The sequence below is a fragment of the Streptomyces sp. ALI-76-A genome (assembly GCF_030287445.1).
In the GTDB taxonomy this organism is placed as follows: domain Bacteria; phylum Actinomycetota; class Actinomycetes; order Streptomycetales; family Streptomycetaceae; genus Streptomyces.
Genome location: NZ_JASVWB010000003.1, coordinates 126,354 through 150,654, shown reverse-complemented (window position 1 = coordinate 150,654; position 24,301 = coordinate 126,354). Strand labels below are relative to the sequence as shown.

Genomic DNA, 24,301 nt, shown 5'->3' with positions numbered 1-24,301 from the left:
ATTCGTTCACCATCGGTGGTCAGCTCGTCTTGCCCAGGGCCCGTTGCACCAGGTCGGCAACGTCCATTGCGTCGATCAGTTCCTCGTCGCCGGCGGCCGCCGGCGCTCCGCCGGCCGAGGGGTCCGCGTCATTGCCGTCGTTGCCGTCGTTGCCGTCGTTGCCGTCCGCGAGACCGAGGAGGGTGTCGAGGACGCCGGCCTCCTTGAACCGGGCGAAGGGAACGGATGCCAGCACCCGCCTGAGGTCGTCCTCACGCGCTTCCGGGTCGTCGTCGGCATCCCGGAGAAGTTCGGAGCGCAGGTAGCCGACCAGCGCCTCCGGGGTGGGGTAGTCGAAGATCAGCGTGGCGGGCAGCCGCAGTCCGGTGGCCGTGCCCAGGGTGTTGCGCAGGTTCACGGCGGCCAGCGAGTCGAAGCCGACCTCCTGGAACGCCTGGCGTGGGCCGATGCCCTCCGCACCGCCGTGGCCGAGGACCGTCGAGGCGTGGCTGCGCACCAGCCGGAGCAGGATGCGGTTCTGCTCCGTGTCCGGGGCCGCCCGCAGGGAGTCCGCGAGGGACGAGGCGGCGTCGCTGTTCTCGCTGTCGCGCCGCGCGGCCTGAAGCACCGCCTTCGCCTCGGGCAGGTCGGCGAACAGGGGGCTGGTGCGGACCGAGGTGAACGCGGGGATGAAGGCGCCCCAGTCCATGTCGGCCACCGCCACGAACTTCTCGTTGCCCTGCACCGCCTGCACCAGGGCGGTCACCGCCAGCTGCGGGGCCATCGGCAGGACGCCGCGGCGGCGCAGCTGGGCGAGGGCCGCCTCGTCCATGCCCACGCCGATCTGTTCGAGCGCGCCCCAGGCGATCGACGTCGCCCGCAGCCCCCGGGCGCGGCGCCACTCGACCAGGGCGTCCAGGACGGCGTTGGCCGCCGCGGACGGGCCCTGGCCGCCGCCGCCCCACACGCCGGCGATCGAGGAGAACACCACGAACGCGTCGAGCGGTGTGTCCTCGAACTGCTCGTCCAGCCAGAGGGCGGTGTCCACCTTGGCCGCGAACACCTCGGCGAGGTCGGCCGGTCCGGTGTCGTCGACGGAGCCGGTCCAGGTGATGTCGGCGGCGTGCACCACGGCGGTGAGCGGTTGCCGCGGCGCGGACACCAGGCGCGTGATCGCCTCCCGGTCCGTGTCCGCGCAGGACTCCACCGTCGTCGCCACACCGAGCCCGGCCAGTTCGGCGCGCAGCTCCGGCACCGCCTGCTCGGGTGTGTGCGCGGTGGTGGTGACGACGAGCCGGTCGACGCCGTCGAGCGCGAGCCGGGCCGCGACGTGCTTGCCGAGCCCTTCGGCGCCACCGGTCACCAGGACGGTGCCCCGGGGCTCCCAGCGGCCCTCACCGGCCGTCGCCTCCGGCACGGGCTTGCGGACCAGACGACGGCTGTACACGCCGGACCGCCGGACCGCGAGCTGGTCCTCCCCGGCGGCGCCGTTCAGCACGCCGAGCAGGTACTGGGCCGTGCGGGCGTCCGTCCTGGCGGGCAGGTCGATCAGGCCGCCCCAGCGGTCGAGGCGTTCGAGCGCGGCGGCCCGGCCGAGCCCCCACAGTGCCGCCTGGGCGGGCGAGGTGAGGGTGTCGTGGATGCCGATGTTCACCGCGCCCCTGGTCAGGCACCACAGGGGTTGGGTCACCCGGCTGTCCGACAGCGCCTGAATCAGCGCGAGCGTCGACGCCGTGACGGAGAGGGGGTCCTGCGGGCCGTCCGCCGTCTGCTGGTCCAGGACGAGCAGGGACAGCACTCCGGTCACGTCGTGTTCGGCCAGGACACCGGTCAGTCGCTCGGCGAGCCGCTCCCGCGTACGGTCGGACTCACCGGCCTGGAGCAGGACCGTCCCAAGGCCCTGACCGGCCAGCTCCTGGAGGAGGGCGTCGATCCCGGTGTCGTCGGAACGCTCGGACGGTACGACGACCAGCCAGCGCCCGCTCGGCACACCGGCGGCCTCGCGTTCCAGCGGCTGCCAGGTGACGTGGTAGCGCAGCTTCTCCGCGCTCGACCGCTCGCGCCGCTTTCCGCGCCACTCGGCGAGCACGGGCACGACGGTGCTCAGCGCACTGCGTTCGTCGGCCGACGACGTCTCCAGGAGCTCGGCGAGGGAGTCCACATCGGTGTGCTCGACCGCTGCCCAGAAGTCGGAGTCGGCGCCTTCGGAGGCGTCGGCGGTGTCGTCGGCCGCTTCCGCCTCCTGGAGCCAGTAGTGCTGGTGGTCGAAGGCGTACGTCGGCAGGTCCACGCCGGCCGACGTGGCCGCCCCGGCCGGCAGGACACGGCTCCAGTCCACCGGCACACCGCGCACGAACAACTCGGCCATGGAGGCGAGGAGCCGGCGCGGGCCGCCCTCCTCGCGGCGCAGGGAACCGGTCACCACCGCGTCCACTTCGCCGTCTGCCTCGTAGACGGTCTCGGTGATCGGCTGGACCAGCACCGGGTGCGCGCTGACCTCGATGAAGGCCCGGTGACCCTGGTCCAGAAGGTCGGCGACGGCCGGGCCGAAGCCCACCTGGCCGCGCAGGTTGCGATACCAGTAGCCGCCGTCCAGAACCCCGGCGTCCTCGATCCACGCGCCGGTGACGGTCGAGTAGAAGGGGAGTGCCGGTGCCTGCGCGTCGATACCCGAGAGGGTGTCGGCGAGGGTGTCGCGGATGTCCTCCACATGCCGGGTGTGCGAGGCGTAGTCCACCGCCACCCGCCGCACCCGCACACCATCGGCCGAGAGAGCTTCGAGCACTTCGTCCAGCGCCTGAGCATCGCCCGCGATCACGACCGACGCCGGTCCGTTGACCGCCGCGACCTCGACCCGGTCCGCCCAACGCCCCAGACGGACGACCGCCTCACTCTCGGCCAGCGCCACCGACGCCATGCCACCGCGCCCGGCCAGCCGGCCGGCGATGGCCTGGCTCCGCAAGGCCACCACGCGTGCCGCGTCCTCCAGCGACAGCGCCCCGGACACACACGCCGCCGCGATCTCACCCTGCGAATGGCCCAGGACCGCGTCCGGCAGCACCCCCACCGAGGACCACACGGACGCCAGACCCACCATCACCGCGAAGCTGGCGGGTTGCAGCACATCCACCCGGTCCAACAGCTCCGGCTCGGCGTCACCGCGCAGCACGTCGATCAGCGACCAGTCGACGAACGGCTCAAGGGCAGCCGCGCACTCCGCGATCCGCTCCGCGAAGACCGGCGACGAGTCCAGCAACTCCCGCCCCATACCGGCCCACTGAGAACCCTGACCCGGGAACACCCACACGACCTTGCCCGGCGAACCGGCACTGCCCGTGACCACACCCGGCGCGCCCTCACCACGCGCCAGCGCACCCAGCCCGGCCAGCGCCTCCGCACCCGACCCGGCCACCACCACCGCACGCTCGCTCAGCAACGCCCGGCCCGACACCAACGCCCCGGCCACCGACGCGAGCGGCACCTGGTCGCCGCCTTCGACGAACGCCGCCAGCCGACCGGCCTGCCCCGCCAAAGAACCAGCACTCCTGGCCGACACCACCAACGGCACCACACCCGCGGGCACCGCCTCGTCCGCGACGGGCACAGCCGCCTCGGCAGGCGCCTCCTCCAGGATCAGATGCGCGTTCGTCCCACTGGCCCCGAACGAGGAGACACCCGCCCGGCGCGGACGACCGCCCCGCGGCCATTCCCTGGCCTCGGTCAGCAGTTCCACCGCACCCGCGGACCAGTCCACCTGCGTCGTCGGCTCGTCCACGTGCAAGGTCGCCGGCAGCATCTCGTGCCGCAGCGCCTGCACCATCTTGATCACACCGGCGACACCCGCGGCGGCCTGCGTGTGTCCGATGTTCGACTTCAACGAGCCCAGCCACAAAGGCTGTTGAGGATCGCGTCCCCGGCCGTAGGTGGCCAGCAGCGCCTGCGCCTCGATCGGATCGCCCAGAGCCGTACCCGTACCGTGGGCCTCCACCACATCCACGTCGGCCGGGGACAGCCCCGCGTTGGCCAGCGCCTTGCGGATCACCCGCTGCTGCGAGGGACCGCTCGGAGCCGTCAGACCGTTGGACGCGCCGTCCTGGTTCACCGCGCTGCCCCGCAGGACCGCCAGCACCCTGTGCCCGCGCTCCCGCGCCACCGACAGCCGCTCCAGGACCACGACACCCACACCCTCGGCCCAGCCCGTGCCGTCGGCGTTCGAGGAGAACGCCTTGCAACGGCCGTCGGCGGACAGGCCCCGCTGGCGCGAGAACTCCAGGAAGGCGTCCGGGCCGGCCATGACGGTGGCGCCGCCGGCGAGCGCCATCGAGCACTCGCCCTGCCGCAGCGCCTGCGCGGCCAGGTGGATGGCGACGAGGGAGGAGGAGCAGGCCGTGTCCACGGTGACCGCCGGGCCCTCGAAGCCGAAGACGTACGACACCCGGCCCGACGCCACGCTCGCCGCCGTTCCGGTCATGAGGTAGCCCTGGACGTCCTCGGGCACGTGGTGGAGCCGGGTCACGTAGTCGTGGTGGACGATCCCCGTGAAGACGCCGATGTCGCCGCCCCGGGTGGACAGGGGGTCGATGCCCGCCCGCTCCAACGCCTCCCAGGAGGTCTCCAGGAGCAGCCGCTGCTGCGGGTCCATCGCCAGCGCCTCACGCGGCGAGATCCCGAACATGGCGGCGTCGAACTGGGCGGCCTCGTGCAGGAATCCGCCCGAGCGGGTGTAGCTCGTGCCCGCGTGGTCCGGGTCCGGGTGGTACAGGCCGTCGAGGTCCCAGTCGCGGTCGAGCGGGAAGCCGGACACCGCGTCCCGCTGCTCGGTCACGAGCTTCCACAGTTCCTCGGGGCTGTCCGCTCCGCCCGGCAGCCGTGTGCTCATGGCGACGATCGCGATCGGCTCGTCGGAGGCCGGGGTGGCCGGCGTGGCCGGGGCGGGCGTCCTCGGGTGCTCGCCGAGCAGTTCGGCCCGCAGGTGGCCGACCAGCGCCTCGGGGGTGGGGTGGTCGAAGACGAGCGTGGTGGGCAGGTCGGCCCCGGTGAAGTCGTGCAGCCGGTTGCGGAGCTTGACCGCGCCGAGCGAGTCGAACCCGAGGCTCTTGAAGGACTGCCCCGCGTCGAAGTCGAACCCGTCCCGGTCACGGTGGCCGAGAACGACCGCGATGCTCTCCTTGACCAGTTCCATCACCACACGGCGCTGTTCCTCGACCGGCAGCCCGGCCAGCCGTCCGGCGAACGCGTCATCCGCCCCCTCGCTCCGTGTCACCACGCGCCGGGTGAGAGGCCCGGAGGACACCTGTGCGTCGTCGGCGGCGGCCGCCTCGTCCTCGTACGGCGTCACGTTCTCCTCGGGACCGGCCGCGCTCACGGCGTCCAGGCTCAGCGGGCCCAGGGCCGCGACGGGTTCGCCCGCCGAGTCCGCGAACTCCAGGAGATGCCGGCCGCTCTCCACCGGGGTGATCCGCAGCCGCAGCGCCGCGGCGCCTTCCGCGTACACCGTCCAAGCGGCGCAGTCGGACAGGTCACGGGTGTGCGGCCCGGCTGCGACGCCGGTGTCCAGGAGGCGCAGCGCGCTGTCGACGAGCGCCGGGTGGATGGTGAACTCGGCTGCCTCGTCGGTCAGTTCGTCCGGGAGCGCGATCTCCGCGAAGGTCTGTCCGTCCTGCTGCCGGACGCGGTGCGCGCCGGGCCGGGGCGCGGCGCTGTCCGCGGGCAGCGGCCAGGTCCGCAGGTCGAAGGCCGGCTGCGGCATTCCGGGGACGAGGACGGCGCGGGCGTGGCACGTCCAGGGCCCTTGCTCCGGGTGCTCCGGGTGCTCCGGGTGCTCCGGGGCCAGTGTGTGGCCGTGGACGGCGACGTGGCGGCGCCCGTCCGGGCCCGGGGCGCCGACCGTGACCCGTATCCGGGTGTGGCCGTGTTCCGGGACGGTCAGCGGCGTCTCGACGACGACCTGTTCGATGCCACCGCACGCCACCTCGCCGCCGGCCCTGACGATCATCTCCAGGAGGGCGGCGGCCGGGACCCTGGTGGTGGTGCCACCCGTCGCCGAGGGGCCGGCGAGCAGACCCGGGCCGCGCGGCGACAGGCGTCCGGTGAGGAGCAGGCCCTCGCTGTCCGGGAGGGTGACGACCGCGCCGAGCAGCGGGTGCCCGGCGCCGACCGCGCCGAGGGCCTCCGCACCGCCCGCTGCCGCGGCGTCGGTCTCGACCCAGTACCGCTGGTGCTGGAACGCGTAGGTGGGCAGCTCGGTGCCCGTCGCGGTGGCCGGCCGTTCGAGGACGGCCGGCCAGTCCAGGGCCACCGCGCGCACGTGCAGTTGCGCGAGCGCCGTCAGGACGTCGGCGGGCTCGGTGCCGTCCTTGCGCAGCGTGGCGATGCAGCCGTGCTCCTGGACGCCGGGCGCGGCCAGGGCCATCGCGGCGAGGACGCCGCCGGGGCCCAGTTCGAGGAAGGTCGTGGCGCCCTGCTCGCCGAGCGCGGTGAGGGCGTCGCCGAACCGCACCGCGCCGCGTGCCTGGTCGGCCCAGTAGCCGGGGGTGGAGAGCTGCCCGTCCCGGGCGACTTCGCCGGTCAGGGTGGAGACGACGGGTATGCCGGGTGCGGCGTACTCGAACGACTCCAGGACCTGCCGGAACGCGTCGAGCATGGGGTCCATCAGCGGTGAGTGGAAGGCGTGGCTGACGGTCAGCCGCTTGGTCTTGCGCCCGTTCAGCTCGGCGAGGATCGCCTCCACGGACTCCTCGTCGCCGGAGATGACGACGGAGGTGGGTCCGTTGACGGCGGCGACGACGGCCTGCCCGCGCAGCAGTGGGGTGATCTCGTCCTCGGTCGCCTGCACGGCGGCCATGGCGCCCCGGGCGGGCAGCGCCTGCATCAACCGGCCGCGCGCGGCGACGAGTTCGGCGGCCTGCCGCAGGTCGAGGACTCCGGAGACGTGCGCGGCGGTGATCTCCCCGACCGAGTGCCCGGCAAGGAGGTCCGGCCGCACTCCCCAGGACTCGAAGAGCCGGAACAGGGCGGTCTCCAGGGCGAACAGGGCGCCCTGGGTGTACATGGTCCGGTCGAGCAGTTCGCCCTCGGGCGTACCCGGTGCGGCGAGGACGACCTCGCGCAGCGGGTGTGCCGCGTGCCCGGCCAGGTGGACGTCGACGGCGGCGCACGCGGCGTCGAAGGCGTCCCGGAAGACCGGGAACGTGTCCGCGAGTTCGCGGCCCATGCCGGCCCACTGGCTGCCCTGGCCGGTGAAGAGGACGGCCAGTTTGCCGGTGGCCGGGGTGCCGGTGACGACGGTGGGGTTCGGTGTGCCCTGCGCGAAGGCGGTGAGGTCGGCGGCGAGCTGCCGCCGGTCGGACGCCAGGACGACGGCGCGGTGGCCGAGGTGGGCGCGCGCGGTGGCGAGCGCGTGTGCGGCGTCGGGGACAGGTACGTCGGGCCGCTCGTCGAGGAAGCGGGCGAGCCGGTCGGCCTGGCCGCGCAGCCCGGCCGCGGTCCGCGCGGACACCGGGACCAGCACGGGTGCGGTCCCGTCGGGGAGTTGCTCGCGAACCGGCGCTTCCTCGGGGACCGGCGCTTCCTCGAGGATGACGTGCGCGTTGGTGCCGCCGATACCGAAGGAGGACACCCCGGCCCGGCGCGGGCGGCCGTCCGGAGTCCAGTCGCGGGCCTCGGTCAGCAGCTCCACGGCGCCCGCCGACCAGTCGACGCCGGCCGACGGCCGGTCGACGTGCAGCGTTCGGGGCAGCACACCGTGCCGCATCGCCATGACCATCTTGATCACACCGGCGACGCCCGCCGCGGCCTGGGTGTGACCGAGGTTCGACTTCACGGAGCCGAGCCACAGGGGCTGTCGCGGATCCCGGTCCTGGCCGTACGTCGCGAGCAGTGCCTCCGCCTCGATCGGGTCGCCGAGCGTGGTGCCCGTGCCGTGCGCCTCCACGGCGTCCACGTCGGCCGTGTCGAGCCCGGCGGCGGCGAGCGCCTTGCGGATCACCCGCTGCTGCGCGGGACCGTTCGGCGCGGTCAGGCCGTTCGACGCGCCGTCCTGGTTCACGGCCGACCCGCGGACCACGGCCAGCACCCGGTGACCGCGGCGGCGGGCGTCGGAGAGCCGCTCCACCAGGAGCAGCCCGGCGCCCTCGGACCAGCCGGTGCCGTCCGCGCCGTCCGCGAACGCCTTGCACCGGCCGTCGGGCGCGAGGCCGCGCTGCCGGGAGAACTCGACGAACGTCTCGACGGTGCCCATCACCATCACGCCGCCGGCCAGGGCCATGGTGCACTCGCCCTGCCGCAGCGCCTGCGCCGCCATGTGCAGGGCCACCAGTGAGGAGGAGCAGGCGGTGTCGACCGTGACGGCGGGCCCTTCGAGACCGAGGTGGTAGGCGATACGGCCGGAGGTGACGGCGCCCGATCCACCGGTGAGACGGAAGCCCTCGACGCCGGACGCCTGGTGCATGCGCACGCTGTAGTCGTGGCTGTTGACGCCGACGAACACGCCGACGTCCTCCCCGGCCAGGCTCGTCGGGTCGATCGCCGCCCGCTCCAGGGCCTCCCAGGACGTCTCCAGCAGCAGTCGCTGCTGCGGGTCCATCGCCAGCGCCTCGTTCGGTGAGATGCCGAAGAAGGCGGCGTCGAACCCGGCGGCGTCGTCGAGGAAGGCGCCGTGCCGCACATAGGTGGTGCCGGCGTGGTCGGGGTCCGGGTCGAAGAGCCGGTCGGTGTCCCAGCCGCGGTCGTCGGGGAACTCGGTGACGACGTCGACGCCGTCGGCGACCACCCGCCAGAGGTCCTCCGGGCTGTGCACCCCGGCGGGGAAGCGGCACGCCATCGACACGATCGCGATCGGCTCGTCACTGACCCCGGAGGCGGCGGGCCCGGCCGGATCCCGGTCCCGGCCGCCGAAGAGCTTGGTGCGCAGATGCCCGGCGAGCAGCACCGGCTTCGGATAGTCGAAGATCACCGCCGGGGAGAGGGTGAGCCCGGTCGCGGCGACCAGCCGGTTGCGCAGTTCCACCGCGGTCAGCGAGTCGAAGCCGGCGTCCTTGAACGTCCGGTCGGCGCGGACGGGGTCGGCGGAGCCGTGCCCCAGGACCTCGGCGGCATGCCGCCGCACCAGCTCGACCAGGGCCTCGGTCTGCTCCGTGTCGCTCAGCCCGGCGAGGCGCTCCGCTGCCGGTCCCCGCCCGGACGGGGCGGTGGCCCGGACCGTCGGCCGGGCCGCCGGCGCGAGCGAGCGCAGCGGCGCCGGCAGCGGGCCGTCGGCCGCCGCGGCGCGCAGGGCCGTCACATCGAACTTCGCCGCCACCAGCGTGCCGTCCGTGCCCGTGTCGGTGGTCAGGGCGGCGTCCAGGAGGGCCATGCCCTCGGTGTCGGTGAGGCCGCCCATGCCGATGCGCTGGTTGCGTCTGAGGTCCGCGGCGCCCAGGTGCCCGGTCATGGCGCTGACCGTCGACCAGTAGCCCCAGGCGAGGGACACCGCCGGCAGGCCGAGCCGGTGCCGCTGTCGTGCCAGGGCGTCCAGAGCGGCGTTGGCCGCGGCGTAGTTGCCCTGCCCGGGGTTGCCGAGGACACCCGCGGCGGAGGAGAACAGCACGAACGCGGCGAGGTCCAGGTCCCGGGTCAGTTCGTGCAGATGCAGCGCCGCGTCGATCTTGGGCCGCAGCACGGTGTCGACCCGTTCCGGGGTCAGCTCGGTGAGCACTCCGTCGTCCAGGACGCCCGCGGAGTGCACGACGGCGGTCAGCGGATGCGCGGCCGGTATCGCCCGCAGCAGCGCCTCGACCTGGGCCCGGTCCGAGGTGTCGCAGGCGGCGACGGTGACGGACGCGCCCAGCGCGGTCAGCTCGTCGTGCAGGTGCGGGGCGTGCCCGCCACGGCTGGCCAGGACGAGGTGGCGGATGCCGTACGCGGTGACCAGGTGCCGTGCCGTCAGCGCACCGAGCGTTCCGGTGCCGCCGGTGATCAGTACGGTGCCGTCGGGGTCGAGCGGGCGCGGACGCGGCCCGGTCGCGGCGGCCGCGCCGCGCACCCGGGCGAGGCGGGGCACTTCCGCGACGCCGCCGCGCATCCTCAGCTGCGGTTCGCCACTGGAGACCACGGCCGGCAGGACGGACCGGGAGTCGTCGTCGAGGTCCGCGAGGACGATCCGCCCCGGGTGCTCCGACTGCGCCGAGCGCACCAGACCCCACACCGCGGCCGCGCCGAGCTCGTCGCAGTCCCCGGTGACCACGGCCAGCCGGGTTTCCTCCAGAGCGGGTTCCGTCAGCCACGCCTTCAGGACGGCGAGGGCGGCGCCGACCGCCGTGCGAGGGTCGCCCGCCGCGGGCACGGCCCGGGCGTCGTAGAGCAGGACGTCGGGGGCGGACGTGTCCGCCCCGGTCACGGCGGCGACCTCCTCGCCGCTCACGACGGACACGATGGCGAGGGCGCGGTCCACGGCGGGCAGCGGCAGCCGCGTCCAGTCGACACGGAACAGGGAATCGTGCGGCGACGCACCGGCGACCCCGGCCTGTTCGGGAGAGAACACCGTTCCGCGAACGCTCCCGACGGTCATGACGGGTTGTCCGGTGGGGTCGGTGAGCATCAGGGACGTGCCGTCCGCACGCACGTGCAGGGCGGTGGCGCCCGACGCGAGCAGGGACACCCCGGTCCACACGGACGGGAGCATGCCGCCCGGGACGACCGTACGGACGGCGGCGTCGAGGAGTGTCGGGTGCACCCCGTACCGGTCGGCGTCCCGCGGAGCGGCACCGTCCAGGGCGACTTCGGTGACCTCGCCGTCCGGCTCGGTGTCCGCGGGCACCTCACGGGTGAGGGCGGGCGTCAGCGTGCCGTGCGCGTGCCGGGTCCACTCCGCGTCCAACGGGGCGTCCGCGGCACGGGAGTAGACCTCCACCGTCCGCCGCTGTGCCTCGTCGGGCTCGCCGACGACGACCTGGACACTGCGGCTGCCGTGCTGCGGCAGCACCACGGGCAGGTCGACGGTCAGTTCGTCGAGAACGGGCGCGGAGGCCAGGTCGCCGAGCCGGATGGACAGCTCGACCAGGGCGGCGTTCGGCACGACGACGACGTCGGACAGCAGGTGGTCCGCAAGCCACGGGTGCGTCCTGAGCGACCACCTCGACGTGGCCATGAGACCACCCGAGTTCGGCATGCTGACCACCGCGCCGAGCAGCGGGTGATCGGCACCGGCGAGCCCGAGGGAGGTCGCGTCCGTGGCGGTCCCGGTCGACCGGAGCCAGTAGTGCTGGTGGTCGAAGGCGTACGTCGGCAGGTCCACGCCGGCCGACGTGGCCGCCCCGGCCGGCAGGACACGGCTCCAGTCCACCGGCACGCCGCGCACGAACAGCTCGGCCATGGAGGCGAGGAGTCGACGCAGACCGCCCTCCTCGCGGCGCAGGGAACCGGTCACCACCGCGTCCACTTCGCCGTCTGCCTCGTAGACGGTCTCGGTGATCGGCTGGACCAGCACCGGGTGCGCGCTGACCTCGATGAAGGCCCGGTGACCCTGGCGGATCAGCTCGGCGACGGCCGGGCCGAAGCCCACCTGGCCGCGCAGGTTGCGATACCAGTAATCGCCGTCCAGGATCCCGGCGTCCTCGATCCACGCGCCGGTGACGGTCGAGTAGAACGGCACCACCGGCGCCTGGGCACTCACCTCCGCCAGCGTCTCGGCGAGCGTGTCGCGGATGTCCTCCACATGCCGGGTGTGCGAGGCGTAATCCACCGCCACCCGCCGCACCCGCACACCATCGGCGGCCAACGCGTCCAGCGCCTCGTCCAACGCCTGAGCATCGCCCGCGATCACCACCGACGCCGGTCCGTTGACCGCCGCCACCTCGACCCGGTCCGCCCAACGCCCCAGACGGACGACCGCCTCACTCTCGCTCAGGGCGACCGACGCCATACCGCCACGTCCCGCCAGTCGGCCGGCGATGGCCTGGCTCCGCAGGGCCACCACGCGTGCCGCGTCCTCCAGCGACAGCACCCCGGACACACACGCCGCCGCGATCTCACCCTGCGAATGGCCCAGGACCGCGTCCGGCAGCACACCCACCGAGGACCACACGGACGCCAGACCCACCATCACCGCGAAGCTGGCGGGTTGCAGCACATCCACCCGGTCCAACAGCTCCGGCTCGGCGTCACCGCGCAGCACGTCGATCAGCGACCAGTCGACGAACGACTCAAGGGCAGCCGCGCACTCCGCGATCCGCTCCGCGAAGACCGGCGACGAGTCCAGCAACTCCCGCCCCATACCGGCCCACTGGGAACCCTGACCCGGGAACACCCACACGACCTTGCCCGGCGAACCGGCACTGCCCGTGACCACACCCGGCGCGCCCTCACCGCGCGCCAGCGCACCCAGCCCGGCCGCCGCCTCCGCACCCGACCCGGCCACGATCACCGCACGCTCACCCAGCAACGCCCGGCCGGAGACCAGCGCACCGGCCACCGACGCGAGCGGCACCTGATCGGCTTCCCCGACGAACGCCGCGAGCCGCTCGGCCTGCCCCGCCAGCGAAACCTCGCTCCGCGCCGACACCACCAACGGCACCGCACCACCAGGTGCCCCCGCGACGGGCACAGCCGCCTCGGCAGGCGCCTCCTCCAAAATCAGATGCGCGTTCGTCCCACTGACACCGAACGCCGACACCCCCGCCCGGCGCGGACGACCGCCCCGCGGCCACTCCCGCGCCTCCGTCAGCAGCTCCACCGCGCCCGCGGACCAGTCCACCTGCGTCGTCGGCGCATCCACGTGCAGCGTCTTGGGCAGCATCTCGTGCCGCAGCGCCTGCACCATCTTGATCACACCGGCCACACCCGCGGCGGCCTGCGTATGACCGACGTTCGACTTCAACGACGCGAGCCACAAAGGCTGTTGAGGATCGCGTCCCCGGCCGTAGGTGGCCAGCAGCGCCTGCGCCTCGATCGGATCGCCCAGAGCCGTACCGGTGCCGTGGGCCTCCACCACATCCACGTCGGCCGGGGACAGCCCCGCGTTGGCCAGCGCCTTGCGGATCACCCGCTGCTGCGAGGGACCGCTCGGGGCGGTGAGGCCGTTGGACGCGCCGTCCTGGTTCACCGCGCTGCCGCGCAGGACCGCCAGCACCCTGTGCCCGCGCTCCCGCGCCACCGACAGGCGTTCCAGGACCACGACACCCACACCCTCGGCCCAGCCCGTGCCGTCCGCGGCGTCCGCGAACGCCTTGCAGCGGCCGTCGGCGGACAACGCCCGCTGCCGGGAGAACTCGACGAAGTGGTCGGGGGTCGCCATCACCGCCACGCCGCCGGCGAGCGCCATCGAGCACTCGCCCTGCCGCAGCGCCTGCGCCGCGAGGTGCATGGCCACCAGAGAGGACGAGCAGGCCGTGTCCACGGACACGGCAGGACCTTCGAAGCCGAGGACGTACGACACCCGGCCCGACGCCACACTCGACGCCAGCCCCGTGCTCGCGAAGCCCTCCACCTCCGGCGGGACCGCACCGGTCCCGTACCCCTGGCCGAACAGGCCGGAGAAGACTCCGACATCGGCGCCCTTCAGCGAGAGCGGATCGATGCCCGCCCGCTCCAGCGCCTCCCACGACGACTCCAGGAGCAGCCGCTGCTGCGGGTCCATCGCCAGCGCCTCACGCGGCGAGATCCCGAAGAGGCCCGCGTCGAAAAGGCCCGCGTCCCGCAGGAAGCCGCCCTGGCCGGTGTACGACGTGCCGGCGTGGCCGGGGTCCGGGTGGTAGAGGCCCTCCAGGTCCCAGCCACGGTCGTCGGGGAAGTCGCTGACGGCGTCGCGGCCGTCGGCGACCAGTTGCCACAGTTCCTCGGGCGAGGAGACACCGCCCGGCAGCCGGCACGCCATGCCCACGATGGCGAGCGGCTCGTCGGGGTCGGCGGCCCTGACCGGTTCGGTGGCGGGTGCCGGCCTCGGGTCGCCGAGGAGTTCGGACCGCAGGAAGGCCGCGAGGGCCTCCGGGGTGGGGTGGTCGAAGGCGACGGTGGTGGGCAGCCGCAGTCCGGTCTGCTCCGTCAGCCGGTTGCGCAGGGCGACGACGGCCATCGAGGTGAGCCCCAGGTCGCGGAAGGCACGGCCGGCCGGGACCAGTTCGGGCCCGGCCTGCTGGAGCACCTCGGCGGTCTGCGTGCGGACCAGGTCCTCCAGGAGGGCCTGTCGCGCGCGCTCCTCCATCGCGGACAGCCGGCCCCGCAGGGCTGCGGCGGCGGCCTCGTCCGGCTCGGCCCGCCGAGCGGGCGCCCCGGTCTGCGCCTCGTACCGCAGGCGGCTCGGCTGTTCGGCCAGAAGACCTCGCTTGATCTTGCCCGACGCGGTCCGGGGGATGCTCGTGACCTCGTGGATCCGCTCCGGCACCTTGTAGGCGGAGAGCTGTTCGCGGCACCGGGCCAGCAGCGTGGCGGGGTCGAACCCGGTGGGGCCCGGGATCACATAGGCGACCGGTACTTCGCCGAGGGTGTCGTGCGGTGCGCCGGCGACCGCCGCGTCCGCGACGCCCTCGACGGTGCGCAGGACCGCCTCGACCTCCTCGGGGTGGATGTTCTCGCCGCCGCGGATGACGAGTTCCTTGATCCGGCCGCAGATGGTGAAGTAACCGGCGTCGTCGCATCGGGCCAGGTCTCCGGTCCGGAACCAGCCGTCCCGGACCGCCTCCGCGGTCGTCTCGGGGCTGTTGTGGTAGCCGACCATGACGTTCGGCCCGCTGACCCAGACCTCCCCCTCCTGTCCGGCGGGGACGTCGGCTCCCGTGTCCGGGTTCACGATGCGGACCCCGACGCCCGGCACGGGCAGGCCGCAGGAACCGTCGACCCGGGCGCCGTCCGGCGGGTTGATGGTGATGGCGCCGCAGGTCTCGGTGGAACCGTAGGCGTCGACCAGCGGGACCCCGAAGGTCTCCTCGACGTCGCGGTGCAGGCCGGATCCGGTGACCGCGCCGCCGACCAGGCCGATGCGCAGGCTCGGCGCGGAGAAGCCGCTGTCCCGGGCGGCCGCCACCAGGTGGTGGTAGGTGGTGGGGACGCCGGCCAGGAAGGTGGAGTCGTGGTCGCGGAGCGCCCCCATGACGTCCTCGGCGAAGGCGCCGTCCAGGAGCCGGGCGCTGGCGCCGGCGACGGTGACGGACAGCACGCACGCGATGTGCGAGAGGCTGTGGAAGAGCGGCAGCGGCCACAGCACCCGGTCCTGGTCGGTGAGACCCGGGATCGGCAGGTAGCAGTTGGCGACGGACCACAGGCAGTTGCGCTGCGTCGACAGGACGCCCTTGGGCCGGCCGGTCGTCCCCGACGTGTAGAACATCCAGGCCACGTCGTCCAGGGCGAGATCGTCCCTGGCGGGCACGGGCGGCTCGGTGTCGGCGAGCGCGTCGTACGAGTGGGCGCCCGCCTCGTGCGGAACCCCGCCCGTCACGAGGAGGACGGTCCCGGGCGCCACGCCCGACGTGGCCCTGATGCGCTGCGCCCCGGCGGGGTCGGTGACGACCAGCGTGGCGCCGCTGTCGGCGAGGAGGTACTCCAGCTCGGCCGGTGCCGAGGCGGGGTTGAGCGGCACCCCGATGCCGCCGGCGCGCACGATCGCCAGGTAGCTCTCCACGGTGGAGACCGTGTTGCCGAGGCAGATGGCCACGCGGTCACCGTGCTCGACGCCGAGGTGGGCCAGGTGTCCGGCCAGTCTGCGCGTCCGTGCCTCGAGGTCCCCGTAGGTGACCGCTCGCCGGTCGTCCTCGAAAGCGACCTTTTCCGGGAAACGGGTCGCGTTCTCCAGGAGGGCGACAGGAAGTGGCTTGATGAGGTCGGTGCGCACAGTGCCGCAGATCCTTTCGGAGAAACGAGAGTCACCAGGAGACGGGCAGGCTCTTCACCGCGAAGACGGATCCCTTGAGCCGCAGCGGCACTTCTTCGAAATCGATGGCAAGGCGGAGGCCGGGAAAGGCGCGGAGGAGCGCGGAGAAGCCGGCGCGCAGCTGGACGCGGGCCAGGTTCTGGCCCAGGCACTGGTGGATGCCGAAGCCGAACGCCATGTGACCCGAGGTCTCGCGGTCGATGTCCAGCTCGGCGGGGCACCCGAATTTCGCCGGGTCGCGGTTGGCCGCGGGCAGCGAGACCGTGACGCTGTCGCCCTTCTTGACCGTCTCGCCGTTGAGCTCGATGTCTTCGAGAGCGGTGCGGTACGTGTCGTACTGGTTGACGGTGAGATAGCGCAGGAGTTCCTCGATCGCGGCGTCGAGTTTCGACGGGTCCGCGCGGAGCGCCGCCAGCTGGTCGGTGTGGTGCAGCAGCGCGAACACGCCGACGGCGAGGGCGCTCTCGGTGGTCTCGTAGCCCGCGAAGAGGAGCAGTGTGACGATGTTGCACAGCTCTTCCGTGGTCAGCTGTCCGTCGGCGACGAGGCGGCTGATCAGGTCGTCCTCGGGCTCCGTGCGCCGGCGCTCGATGACCTCGGCGAAGAAGGTGACCGCCTGCTGCATGGCGGCGGCGACCTCCTGCGGGTCCCCGTCCGAGTCGTGCAGGAGCGTCGGTGCGTGGCCGTAGCGGTCGACCTCGCTGTAGGGCAGGCCGACGAGCTCGGACAGGACACGCAGGGACAGCGGCTTGGCGAAGTTCGCCACCAGGTCCACGGACGGGCCGGCCTGACGCATGACGTCGATCTGCTCGGCGGCCACCGCCTCGGCCCGCGCGGTGAGCCGGTTCGCCCGGCGGGCGGTGAACTCGGCGGTGAGCAGACGCCGGTAGCGGGTGTGGTCCGGCGGGTCCATGTGGATGAACATCCCGGGGATCTTCGGGTGATTGGGCATCACCTGTCCGCGGTGGGTCACCGGGAAGTGGCCTATCTCCGTGCTGTGGCTGAACCTCGGGTCGCTGAGGACCTTGCGCGCCAGTTCGTAGTTGGCGGTGATCCAGCCGACGTGTCCGTCGGGATACACCATTTTCGCGAGCGGCCGCTTTTCCCGCAGCTCGTCGAATATCTCGGGAGGGTCGAACTGATGGGTCCGCGCCCACGGTTCCTCGAAGGAGATTGCGTCGCTCATGGAGTCCTTCCCCGCTTTTTCACGCCCGCCATTCCGACATCTCCGCAGCCACATTAGGCGAGCGAGCGCGGACGGCCACCCCCTCGGTCCGGTAGGGGGCATGAATCTCAAGCGGTCCTGAAACGTATGTCGAGTGCGGGCGGTTTCCTTGAATTCGGATCCAGATCCGCTTGAGGCGCGCGACCGGTGCTCCGTCGTTTCCGCGAACGCGGCGCGACGATCACGTGAGCCGGGGGGCGCCGGCCCGAGACCTACCAGGTTGAGGGATGCTGGTCCGCCAATGGCTCACCTATTGTGGCCGTAGAACCATGCTGTCGCGACGAATTGAAAACCGTCGCGGGCCGAGCACACCTACATTTCACGACCGTTAAGGGGATGCCCGCATGCCGCACCTTCTGCATGTCGATTCGAGTCTCGGTACTGAATCCGTGTCGAGGCGGCTGTCGGCCTATTTCGCCGAAGAGTGGCGCGACAAACACCCGGGCGGGGGGTACGTCTACCGCGATGTCGCGGCCCAGCCGGTCCCGCACATCACCGAGCCCGTGCACCAGGCGCTCACCTACCCGGACACCGAGGACGGTCAGAGCGCGCAGGAGCGCGAACTCACCGCGGCGATCACCCAGGAGGTGCTCGACGCGTCCGTGATCGTCCTCGGCGTCCCCATGCACAACTTCACGATCCCGTCGACGCTCAAGGCGTGGCTGGACCGCATCGTCCACCCCGGCCACCTGGCGTCTCCCAGCCCGCTCAGCGGGAAGAAGGTCGTCGCCGTGCTGTCGCGGGGCGGCTCCTACGCTCCCGGCACGCCGCGCGAGGCCTTCGACTACCAGCAGACGTACCTGAAGGCGATCCTCGGGGCGATCGGCCTCGGCGACGACCTGACGTTCGTGACCGCCGAACTCACGATGGCCACCGTGGCCCCGCAGATGGCGCAGTTCAAGCCGCTGGCCGAAGCCTCCATCGCGAACGCGTACGAGACCCTCGAGAAGCTGGCCCAGTAGCCCGGCCGTCCCCCGTCCCGAGGGGGAAGGACCGCGCGGGTGGCGCGATTCCCCTCGAGTGAGCCGTGGGCGCGGCCCCACCCGTTCGTTCTCACGGCCGACCCGAAGTGGCCGGTGCGGGCGGGAGTTCCCGAGTCGGCGGTGGTGGGCGGTCCATGGCGGGTGGCGGGTACGCCGGCGGGCACGGCTTCCGGTGATCACCAAGTGCCGCACGCGATGATCACCACAGGGGAGGACCGTGCCCGCCGCGCCGTCACCCGCGGTCCCCGCGGGACCGGGCCGGCTCACGGGCCGGGATCCGGCCTGCCCCGAATCCGCCCGGCCTGCCCGATCCGCACCGCCACCAGGGCCGCCGGCCCCGCCTCCGTACGTCGACGCGACAGCGATCGCGGTGGACGGCGCGTGCGGGGCTTGCCGTGGACGGGCGTGCCGCCGGACCGGACCCCGGCCACCGCGGTGGCCGCGCGATCACGCGTCCGACGGCCTCGCTGCGGAATCCGGCCACAGCGCGCTCCGCTCCGCGCTGTCCAGCGCCGAATTCCGTCGCGCCGGGGAACCAGCAAGACGCTCCGGGCAGGTCGGAGGATCCGTGAAGCCCTGTCAGGTCGAGGGATGCCGAGTCGGCCATTTGGTTCCTCACCTGCTGATGAGCCGGGTCGGCCGCACTGAACGGCGAACAGGGAAAGCCGGGTGCGCCGTTTTCATCGGTCCGCATTCATGTGACGCAGAAGGGGAACACCCATGACCACCACCATCGGGAACCCGGCCCATGCGGTCGAGCTGCTCTCGCCGGAGCTGACGGCCGATCCGTTCGGCGAGTACGCCAAGCTGCGCGAGCAGGCGCCGATCCTGACCGGCACGTTGATGGGCGGGCCACCGATGTGGCTGGTCAGCCGTTACGCCGACGTGCGCCGGCTGCTGACCGATCCCCAGTTCGTCAACAACCCGGCATCCGTGCCGGGGGCCACGCCGCGCGACCGGTTCACGATCATGAAGAAGCTCAACATCCCGACCGATCTGGTCGACTACCTCGCGGACAAGATCTTCGAGATCGACGGCGCCGACCACCGCCGCCTGCGCAAGCTGGCCTCCCGCGCCTTCACCGCGCGCCGCGTGGCCCGGCTGCGTCCCCGGATCGAGGAGATCACCACCTCTCTGCTCGACCGGATGGCGGAGGCCGGGCGCGACGGCGCCCCGGTCGACCTCATGGCGGCGTTCTCCTACCCGCTGCCGATCACCGTCATCTGCGAGCTGATCGGCATCGACGAGGACGACCGCCCGCAGTGGCACGACTGGGGCAGCGTCCTGTCCACGCCCATGGCGCACGTCGAACGGCTCCCCACGGTCTTCCGCGACAGCATCGGCCAGCTGCTCGACATCATCGCGCGCCGTCGCGCCGCACCCCGTGACGACCTGATCAGTGCGTTCATCCAAGCCCAGGAGGACGACGGCGACCGCCTCTCGGACCGGGAGATGGTCTCCCTCGTCTTCACCATGGTGATCGCCGGGCACGAGACCACGACGTACCTGCTGGGCAACTCGGTGCTCGCCCTGCTGGAGAACCCGGACCAGCTCGCGCTGCTGCGCGAGGACCCGTCCCGCTGGCCGCAGGCGGTCAACGAGCTCATGCGCCTGGGCCCCGCCCAGTTCGGGCAGCCCCGCTACCCGGTCGAGGACGTCGAGCTCGGCGGCGTGGCCATCCCGAAGGGGGAGCCGGTCGTTCCGCTGCTCCTGTCCGCGAACACCGACCCGCGCAAGTACGAGGACCCCCGGCGGCTGGACGTCGGCCGCGACACCGGCCACGCCCACCTCGGGTTCGGACAGGGGGCGCACTACTGCCTCGGCGCCCCGCTGGCCCTGCTGGAGGCGGAGGTGGCGCTGGACGCGCTGTTCACCCGGTTCCCGGACCTGTCCCTCGCGGTGGCCCGCGACCAGATCCCGTGGACACTGCGCCCCGGTTTCACCCGGGCCGAGCAGATCCCGCTGCGCCTCGCCTGAGAACCGTCGAGGCGCGCATCGGCCCGTCGGACCGAGGACGCCCGGCCGCCCAAGCCCGTCCCACGCTCACCACACCACTGGCTGGAGACTCACGTGACCGAAGAGAAGTACACGCTGCGCAACGTCACCCTGGAGAACCTCAACCTCGAAGCCGTCTACGAGGGTTACCGCGAGGACACCCCGGACGCCCTGCCCACCCCGTGGGACATCGGCCGGGCCCAGTCGGCCCTGGTGGCGCTGGAGGAGGCCGGCCAGATCAAGGGCGAGGTCATCGACGTCGGCTGCGGGCTCGGCGACAACGCCATCTTCCTCGCCTCGCGCGGCTACCGCACCACCGGCGTCGACGGGTCGGCCAACGCCATCGACGAGTGCCGCAGGCGCGCCCGCGCCCAGGGCCTCGACGTCGAGTTCGCCGTCGCCGACGCGTCCACCCTGGACGGCTTCGAGAACCGTTTCGACACCGTCGTCGACAGCGCGCTCTACCACTGCCTGAGCGAGGAGAGCCAGCACAGCTACGTCGCCGCGCTGCACCGTGCGACCAGGCCCGGCGCGCGGCTGCACCTGTGGTGCTTCTCCAAGGAACTGCGCCCGGCCTTCCCCGTCCTTCAGCGGATCAGTGAGCAGAACCTGCGCGAGACCGTCGGCAAGCTGTGGGACATCACCTCGATCAAGCCGGCCCTGTACGACACCTCCTTCACCCCCGAGCTCCTCGGCCAGGTGACCGGCAAGGCGCCGCGCACCGACCTGGAACTCGACGCGCAGGGCCGGATCCTGTCGCAGGTCTGGCAGCTCACCGCCGAACGCATCGACTAGCCGTCGCACCGACCCCGAGAAAGGACTTTCGCCCATGACCGAAACCCACGCCTGGAAGGCGGAGGATTTCGCGCAGGTGAACGCACCGCACGTCAGGACGGCACTGACCGCGCTCCGGTTCACGGGTGACGCCCTGGAACAGGGCGGCGCGTTCGCCGAGATCGGCTGCGGCACCGGGGAGGTCGCGCGGTTCGTCGCGGAGCGGGGGTTCGAGGTCTGGGCCAGTGACGCGTCCCAGTCCATGGTGGAGGCCACCCGGAAGCTCTGTGACGGGCTCCCCGTGACCGCCGAGGTCTGCCCGGCCGAGCAACTGGAGTTCCCGCAGGGCCGGTTCGGCGTCATCCACTCGTCCTGGGTGCTGCACTGGGTGACCGGGGTCGACGAGCCGCTGCGTCGGATGGCCCGCGGGCTCCGCCCGGGCGGGTACCTCGTCCTCCAGTGGACCGGTGCCCACCCGCGCGGCGAGGGCCCCGGCATGTTCGGGATCCTGCGGGACATCGCGGGCAGCCCGAAGTGGAAGGACCTGCTCGCCGAGGCCCAGCCGGGGGCGTACGAGTATCCGGCCGAAGAAGTGGCCACGGTGCTTCAGGAGGCCGGTCTGGAACTCGTCCACTACGAGCCGGAGCTCCCCCACCCGTTCAGCGCGAAGAAGACCATGGCGGACCTGCCCGAGATGCGCGAGCGGTACAAGCTCGCCGGATTCGCCACCCAGGCCGCCGCACTGGGCGACCGCGGCGACGAGTTCGTGGACGAGGTCCTGACCGCCATGATCCAGGCGGGCAGGACCGACCCCCACCACGCCAGGATCGTCGCCCGGCGACCTGCCGCCTGACCCAGGGGGCCGACGGGCGCACAGGTGGAACGAGCGGAGCGGGGCCACCGCCGTACCGGCGGTGGCCCCGCTCCGCTCGTTCCACCAGCCGCGGCAGGCACGCTCCCTGCGCCGGGGTGATCGGCGAGTTCGCACTCCGTGATCACCGGGAGCCGTGCCCGCCGCGTCGAACCGGCCGGGCGGGGAACGGCTAGGACGCCACGGTGTGCGGTCCGGCCGGCTCGACGGGCTGGCCGGTGCGTACGGACGCCCGGGCCGCCCGGATGATCCGCAGCGTACGCACTCCGGTCGCGCCGTCCGGGCCGGCTCCGGTCCCCTGGCGGGCCGCGGCGAGGAACTCGCCGAGCATGACCGCGTACGGGTCGTCCCCGCGCGTCTCCCACCGTTCACGGGACGTGGCGGAGTCGAATCCGCCGATCAGCCGCGGGGAGGCGGTGAACTCCGCGGTCGCCCGGTCTCCGATGAAGGTCATGGCCGGTCCGCCCTCCGCCGGGCCCCAACTGCAGTCGATCGACACGACGGTGCCGTCCGCGTAGCGGACGCTGACGAGTGCCGCGCTCTCGATGCCCGGCTCCGTGCCGAGGATGTGGTTGGTCTGCGCGTAGACCTGCTCCGCGGCTATCCCGCCGAGCACGGTGTCCACCATGTCGAGCAGGGCGGGCGCGTTGGCGTCCAGCGCTCCGCCCTGCGCCGTCTGCGGCCTGTTGTACGCCCCGTGGATGGTCGTGAGACCGCCGAGGACCTCACCGCTCTCGATCTGCCGGCGTACGGCGGCGAACGCCGGGCCGAAGCAGGTCGGCGAGGCGAGGCTGAGGCGCACGCCGGCGTTCTCGCAGGCCCGCACCATGGCCAGCGCGTCCGCCTCGTCGGCTGCCAGCGGATGCTCGCACAGCACGTGCGCCCCGGCCGCGGCCGCCCGCTCGACCAGTTCCCGGCGGCGGTCGGTCTCGCTGGTGACGACCACGGCGTCGGGGCGCAGCGCGAACAGCTCGTCCCAGCTGTCCGCGTAGGCCGAGCCGAGCCGCCGGGCGGTGTCCCTGCCCCGCGCCGGATCGTCCGGTGCGCCGTCGGGGTCCGCGAGGACCAGGTCCACGTCCGGCATCTCGTGCAGCAGCCGGGCGTATGTCGCGGCGCGCTCGTGGGCGAACGACAACACGGCGACCTTCATGCGGCGGCCCCCTTCACGGGCAGTTCGACGGCTCGTCCCGTCCAGGCGGACCGTGCCGCGGCTTGGGTGATGCGGACGGCGGCCAGTGCGTCGTGGGACACCAGGCGCGGCTCGGGTCCGCCCCTCAACGCCTGGGCGAACTCGCGGATCTCGGAGAAGAACGGGGATTCCCCGTAGTACCCGAAGGCACCGGCCGGGCCGCCGGACACCTGGATCTCCTGGGGCCATTCGGAGTCGTGGACGATCGTGCCGCCCGTGCCCGAGACGTGGTAGGCGACGCGGATGGGCGGCTGCGGGGTCGGAGTCCACCGGGCCACGACCTGGCTGAGGGCGCCACTGGCGTGGGTGAGAACGGCTGTTCCGACCGCGGCGGCGCCCTGCGGGGCCGGGGCGGCGATCTCACCCTGGTAGTGGGCGTGCACCCGTACGACGTCCCCGAAGATCCAGTAGGCGATGTCCACGCCGTGCAGCATGTTGTCGGTCAGGATCCCGCCCGACTCCGCGGAGGCGTGGCCGGTCCAGGGCCGGGGGTGGTAGCCGGCGATGGTGAACCGGGCGACCGTGCCCGCGCCCAGGCGGCCTGCGGCCACCAGCTCGTGGAGCCGGGCGAAGGCCGGGGCGAAGCGGATGTCGTGCGCCGGGTAGACCGGCACGCCGGCCCGCTCCGCCGCGCCGACGATCTCCTCGGCCTCCGCGACGTCGGCCGCCAGCGGCTTCTCGCACACCACCGCCACGCCCCGGTCGATGGCGGCCAGGGCGATGTCACGGTGGGTGCCGGTCGGCGAGCAGATGTCCACGGCGTCCGCGCCGTCCAGGGCCTCGGCCAGCGAGTCGACGGCCTTGGCCCCGAACTCGTCGGCCAGGTCGGCGGCGCGGCCGTCCTGGGAGTGGACGCGCACCGACGCCCCGGCGGCGGTCCACGCCTCCAGGTGCATCCGCGCTATCAGCCCCGCGCCGATCAGTGCTATCTCAAGCCGCCGCATGGATCCCCCAGTTCTTCTTCCCCATGGATCGCCCGCGCGGGCGGGTGCGGCCGCGGAAGCACGGACACCCGGCACGGCCGTCGACGCCCCGCTCGTGCGAAGCCCGATCAGTCTCGCCCGCACCGCTCACCGGGACCATCACCAACGTGGGTAGTCCCAACCGCCGCCCGGCATGGGCCGGGCGGCCGCGGGGCGCGTTCGGCGGGGCGTTCGCCGCGTGGCGCGCGGCCGCGCCGGTGCGCACCGTCGTGCGGCTCGAACCGCCGCGCCTCGCGCGTCGGGTCACGACCGCCTCCGGCGGTGGCGCCGCGGTGGACGGCGACGGGCGTCTTCGAGTGGAGCCGGAGCGGTTCTCCGGCGGTTCCGGGGGGCGGTGACCGACGGTCGTCGCTCGTCCGTCCGCCGTGCGGAGGCCGTCCATGACCGCGCGGGTGTCGGAGCCGACGGTGGTTCCCGAGGCACCCGGACCGCGCGGGAGCGATCCAGCGCGCGGCGCCGCCGCG

Annotated in this window: 9 protein-coding genes; 5 read left to right on the top strand and 4 right to left on the bottom strand. The window is 73.0% G+C overall.

The window, feature by feature from the left end; translation table 11 throughout:
- Positions 1 to 19: 19 nt before the first annotated feature.
- Both QQS16_RS36185 and QQS16_RS36180 read right to left on the bottom strand, forming a co-directional pair.
- Positions 20 to 15,778, bottom strand: coding sequence for a type I polyketide synthase (locus tag QQS16_RS36185; protein WP_286066753.1), 15,759 nt, complete (start codon positions 15,776 to 15,778; stop codon positions 20 to 22).
- Between the two features lie 31 nt (positions 15,779 to 15,809).
- Positions 15,810 to 17,003 carry a cytochrome P450 gene (locus QQS16_RS36180; protein WP_286066752.1) on the bottom strand — a complete coding sequence of 398 codons (1,194 nt, stop codon included), beginning with the start codon at positions 17,001 to 17,003 and terminating at the stop codon, positions 15,810 to 15,812.
- Between the two features lie 383 nt (positions 17,004 to 17,386).
- On the opposite strand from QQS16_RS36180, the gene QQS16_RS36175 reads away from it, so the two are divergent.
- From QQS16_RS36175 to QQS16_RS36160, 4 genes are all read left to right on the top strand, one after another.
- Positions 17,387 to 18,004 carry an FMN-dependent NADH-azoreductase gene (locus tag QQS16_RS36175; protein WP_286066751.1) on the top strand — a complete coding sequence of 206 codons (618 nt, stop codon included), beginning with the start codon at positions 17,387 to 17,389 and terminating at the stop codon, positions 18,002 to 18,004.
- A 741-nt stretch (positions 18,005 to 18,745) separates the two neighbouring features.
- A complete protein-coding gene (locus QQS16_RS36170) occupies positions 18,746 to 20,002 on the top strand; it encodes a cytochrome P450 family protein (RefSeq protein WP_286066750.1) in 1,257 nt (418 codons plus the stop codon).
- A gap of 93 nt (positions 20,003 to 20,095) precedes the next feature.
- A complete protein-coding gene (locus QQS16_RS36165; RefSeq protein ID WP_286066749.1) occupies positions 20,096 to 20,815 on the top strand; it encodes a class I SAM-dependent methyltransferase in 720 nt (239 codons plus the stop codon).
- A gap of 34 nt (positions 20,816 to 20,849) precedes the next feature.
- Positions 20,850 to 21,647 (top strand): class I SAM-dependent methyltransferase, encoded by a 798-nt coding sequence (locus QQS16_RS36160; RefSeq protein ID WP_286066748.1) that lies wholly within the window; start codon positions 20,850 to 20,852, stop codon positions 21,645 to 21,647.
- A gap of 190 nt (positions 21,648 to 21,837) precedes the next feature.
- Here the strand turns inward: QQS16_RS36160 and QQS16_RS36155 are convergent, their stop codons facing one another.
- The gene (locus QQS16_RS36155) at positions 21,838 to 22,815 is read right to left on the bottom strand and encodes a Gfo/Idh/MocA family protein (protein WP_286066747.1); all 978 of its coding nucleotides are present in this window, start codon (positions 22,813 to 22,815) and stop codon (positions 21,838 to 21,840) included.
- Positions 22,812 to 23,798: a Gfo/Idh/MocA family protein gene (locus QQS16_RS36150; RefSeq protein WP_286066746.1), complete on the bottom strand. Its 987-nt coding sequence runs from the start codon at positions 23,796 to 23,798 to the stop codon at positions 22,812 to 22,814. Before QQS16_RS36150 ends, QQS16_RS36155 begins: the two co-directional genes overlap by 4 nt.
- Before the next feature lie 146 nt (positions 23,799 to 23,944).
- Here QQS16_RS36150 and QQS16_RS36145 point away from each other — a divergent pair, with 146 nt between their 5' ends.
- Positions 23,945 to 24,175, top strand: a complete 231-nt coding sequence (locus QQS16_RS36145; RefSeq protein ID WP_286066745.1) for a hypothetical protein — start codon at positions 23,945 to 23,947, stop codon at positions 24,173 to 24,175.
- Positions 24,176 to 24,301 lie beyond the last annotated feature (126 nt).